This window comes from Arthrobacter sp. NPDC057388, assembly GCF_042668165.1.
Classification (GTDB): domain Bacteria; phylum Actinomycetota; class Actinomycetes; order Actinomycetales; family Micrococcaceae; genus Arthrobacter.
Genome location: NZ_JBHVBL010000096.1, coordinates 1 through 3,376 on the forward strand (window position 1 = coordinate 1; position 3,376 = coordinate 3,376).

At 66.9% G+C, this 3,376-nt stretch carries 4 protein-coding genes; 2 read left to right on the forward strand and 2 right to left on the reverse strand.

The window, feature by feature from the left end; all coding sequences use genetic code 11:
- Positions 1-68: 68 nt before the first annotated feature.
- Positions 69-542, reverse strand: a complete 474-nt coding sequence (locus ACFUTU_RS21265; protein ID WP_377967934.1) for a Fur family transcriptional regulator — start codon at positions 540-542, stop codon at positions 69-71.
- 76 nt (positions 543-618) lie between these two features.
- On the opposite strand from ACFUTU_RS21265, the gene ACFUTU_RS21270 reads away from it, so the two are divergent.
- Both ACFUTU_RS21270 and htpX read left to right on the forward strand, forming a co-directional pair.
- Positions 619-1,890 carry an MFS transporter gene (locus ACFUTU_RS21270; protein WP_377967936.1) on the forward strand — a complete coding sequence of 424 codons (1,272 nt, stop codon included), beginning with the start codon at positions 619-621 and terminating at the stop codon, positions 1,888-1,890.
- Positions 1,891-1,934: 44 nt separating this feature from the next.
- On the forward strand, positions 1,935-2,804 hold the full coding sequence (htpX, locus tag ACFUTU_RS21275; protein WP_377967938.1) for a zinc metalloprotease HtpX: 870 nt from the start codon (positions 1,935-1,937) through the stop codon (positions 2,802-2,804).
- Between the two features lie 43 nt (positions 2,805-2,847).
- Here the strand turns inward: htpX and ACFUTU_RS21280 are convergent, their stop codons facing one another.
- On the reverse strand, positions 2,848-3,303 hold the full coding sequence (locus ACFUTU_RS21280; protein WP_377967940.1) for a GNAT family N-acetyltransferase: 456 nt from the start codon (positions 3,301-3,303) through the stop codon (positions 2,848-2,850).
- Positions 3,304-3,376: the final 73 nt, after the last annotated feature.

Sequence of the window (3,376 nt, forward strand, 5' to 3'; positions counted from 1 at the left end):
CACCCGACTGCGTGGTGGACACGGCAGGCGCAGAGATGTTCGAAGTCATCTTTCTCCTAATTGCTTGATTACTTGTCATTTACGTTTGCAGGAAGCTTTTGGGCCCGCTGGCACTCGCCGCAGATCCCCTGGTACATGACATCCGCGATCTGGATGGTCATGGGCTGGGAATCCTCGCTCCAGTGCGGAGTGAGGCAGGGGGCATGGCCGACTGCGCAGTCGACGTCCTCCACCCGCCCGCAGCTGATGCAGATCGCATGGTGGTGGTTATCGCCCACCCGCGTCTCATACAGGGCCGGGGAATGCGGAGGTTCGAACCGGCGCAGCATGTGCAGGTCCGTCAGATCACCCAGCACCACGTACACGGACTGCGCCGTCAGTTCCGGCAGTTCCTCGCGGGCAGCCGCCAGGATGTTTTCCGCCGGGGAGTGCGGGTGGTTTTCGACGGCGGCCAGCACTGCCAGCCGCTGCTTGGTCACCCGTCGGCCGTGGGCGCGCAGGGCCGCGGCCCATGCTTCGTGGCTTTCCGGGTGATCGGTCATGACTCCATTGAAGCACTTATTTTGACTAGATCACAATAAGGCGAGGCTAAGTTCCTGCTGAGGCTAAAGTTGCCGGGTGGGAAAACTTCTGGCTGACATCACTCCGTTGCGCGAAAGCCCTGATTTCCGGCGGCTGTGGATTGGCTCGGCAGTCTCCAATGTGGGCAGCCAGCTCACCCTCGTGGCGGTCGGCCTGGAGGTGTACCGGCTCACCCAGGACAGCCTGTACGTCGGCCTGCTCAGTATCTTCGCCTTGGTTCCGCTGGTGCTGGGCGGCCTGCTGGGCGGCTCCATCGCCGACTCCCACGACCGCCGCACGGTGGCGCTGCTGTCGTCCGCGGTGCTGTGGCTGACCACCGCCGGACTCGCACTCCAGGCCTGGCTCCAAGTGGGCAACGTTTGGCTGCTCTACGGACTGGTCGCCGTGCAAAGCGGCGCTCAGGCGATCAACCAGCCCGCCCGCAGCGCCATCATTCCCGCCCTGCTCCGGAAAGAGCTGCTGCCGGCAGCCAACGCACTGAACATGGTGACGTTCGGCCTGTCCATGACGGCGGGGCCGCTGCTCGCCGGCGTCCTGGTGGCCAGCGTCGGCTTCGGCTGGACGTACACGCTGGACGTTGTCAGTTTTGTCTTTGCCTTCTGGGCCCTGCTGAAACTTCCTCCCATGCCGCCGGGCGGGGAGGCGGGGCGGGCCGGGGTGCGGTCCGTCGTCGAGGGTTTCCGGTTCCTGGGCACGAGGCCCAACCTGCGTATGACGTTCATCCTCGACCTCATCGCCATGATCCTGGCCCAGCCGCGGGCGCTGCTGCCCGCCGTCGGTGCCCTCATGATTGGCGGCGGGGAAACCACGGTGGGCATCCTGCTGGCATCCGTGGCGGTGGGCGCTTTCCTCGCCGGCCTCTTTTCCGGCCCACTCGGTGCGATCCGCCGGCAGGGGAGCGCAGTGGTCTGGTCCGTGATGGGCTGGGGCGCGTCCATTGCAGCTTTCGGTCTGGTGGTGGTGCTGGCAGGGCGGTCCGGCTCGGAGGGGGTGACCCTGTGGCTGATTCCTGCCGCGCTCTGCTGCGCCCTCGCCGGCATCTCCGACTCGATCAGCGCGGTTTTCCGGACGACCATCCTGCAGGCGGCGACCCCGGACCACCTGCGCGGCCGGCTGCAGGGGGTCTTCATTGTGGTGGTCGCCGGAGGCCCCCGGCTTGGCGACATGCTGGCCGGCGGCGGCACTAAAATTCTCAGTGAGGGCTGGGTCCTGCTGCTCGGCGGCGTCCTGTGCATAGTAGTGGCCTGGGCGGTGGCGCGGTGGCAGTCCGGCTTCTTGAAGTACGACGCGCGGAATCCGGTTCCGTAGCGGGTGCGGTTTTGAGTGTCCGACTTCCGAGCAGTGGAGGCAAAGTGCACAATCACCACAACGGACTGAAAACGGCAGCGCTGTTCGGGGTGCTGTGGGCGATCCTGCTGGGCCTTGGAGCCCTCATCGCCGCCAATACCCGCAGCTCTGCCCCGATCCTGATCATGGCGCTGATCGGCGTGGGCACCACCGCCTACGGGTACTGGAACAGCGACAAAATCGCGCTCCGGTCCATGCAGGCCTACCCCGTGTCTGAAGCCCAGGCGCCCCAGCTGTACCAGATGGTCAGGGAGCTCTCCGTCCGGGCCAGTCAGCCCATGCCGCGGATCTACGTCTCGCCCACCATGGCGCCCAACGCCTTCGCCACCGGGCGGAACCCGCAAAACGCGGCAGTCTGCTGCACGGAGGGGATCCTGCAGCTGCTCACCCCGCGGGAACTGCGGGGCGTCCTCGGCCACGAGCTCATGCACGTCTACAACCGCGACATCCTGACTTCGTCCGTGGCCGCGGCGGTGGCGGGCGTCATCACTTCCGTGGGGCAGATGCTGCTGTTCTTTGGCGGCGGCGACCGGCGGAATTCCAACCCGCTGGCGCTTATTGCCATGGCGCTGCTGGCGCCGCTTGCGGCCTCACTGATCCAGGTTGCCATCTCCCGGACACGGGAGTACGACGCCGACGAGGACGGTTCGGAGCTGACCGGCGATCCGCTGGCCCTCGCCTCCGCCCTCCGCAAGATCCACCAGGGGGTCCAGGCGGCGCCGTTGCCGCAGGACCAGCGGCTGGTTAATGCCTCGCATCTCATGATCGCCAACCCGTTCCGGGGCGGCGGGTTCAGCAAGCTCTTCGCGACGCACCCGCCGATGCAGGACCGCATCAGCCGCCTGGAGCGGATGGCGGGCCGGCCGCTCGGCTGAGGGCCGCCGTCGTCCTTCCCGCTGTTTCAAACCCCTGCTTGCCTCAGAGCGGGCGGGCGTAGCAGACGGACAGCGGCTCGCCCGCGTACGGCCCGAAGTTGTCGATCAGGCGGTAGCCTTCACGCTCGTAGAAGCGGATGGCATCGGGCTGGGCTGTGCCGGTTTCCAGCTTGAGCTCGCTCAGTCCGAGACGGGCTGCCTCGGTTTCCAGGCTTCGAAGGACGGCGATGGCAGCGCCGCTTCCGCGGTGTTCGGGCAGCACGAACATCCTCTTGATTTCCGCGGACCGCACGTCCAGCCGGCGCAGGGCACCGCAGGCGACAGCTGTACCTTCGCGGTTCCGGGCCACCAGGAACACGGTGATGTCCTCGGCGCTGGGCGCGGATCCAGGCTCGTGGTCGTCGCTGCCGTAGCGGGCATCGAGTTCGGCCCGCTGCATGCTGCGGAGCCTGGCGCCGTCCTCGGCGTCCCACGGCTCAGCGCTGACCGCGAAATTCATGCACTGTCCCTTTCTCCGCGACACGGATAATCGCCCATGACGCGCTGATCGGCCGGGGGCACCGGCATTGCGG

What these genes read in the sequence shown, in the direction of transcription:
- ACFUTU_RS21265 (WP_377967934.1), bottom strand. Translation starts at nt 542, where the DNA reads ATGACCGATCACCCGGAAAGCCACGAAGCATGGGCCGCGGCCCTGCGC.
- ACFUTU_RS21280 (WP_377967940.1), bottom strand. Translation starts at nt 3,303, where the DNA reads ATGAATTTCGCGGTCAGCGCTGAGCCGTGGGACGCCGAGGACGGCGCC.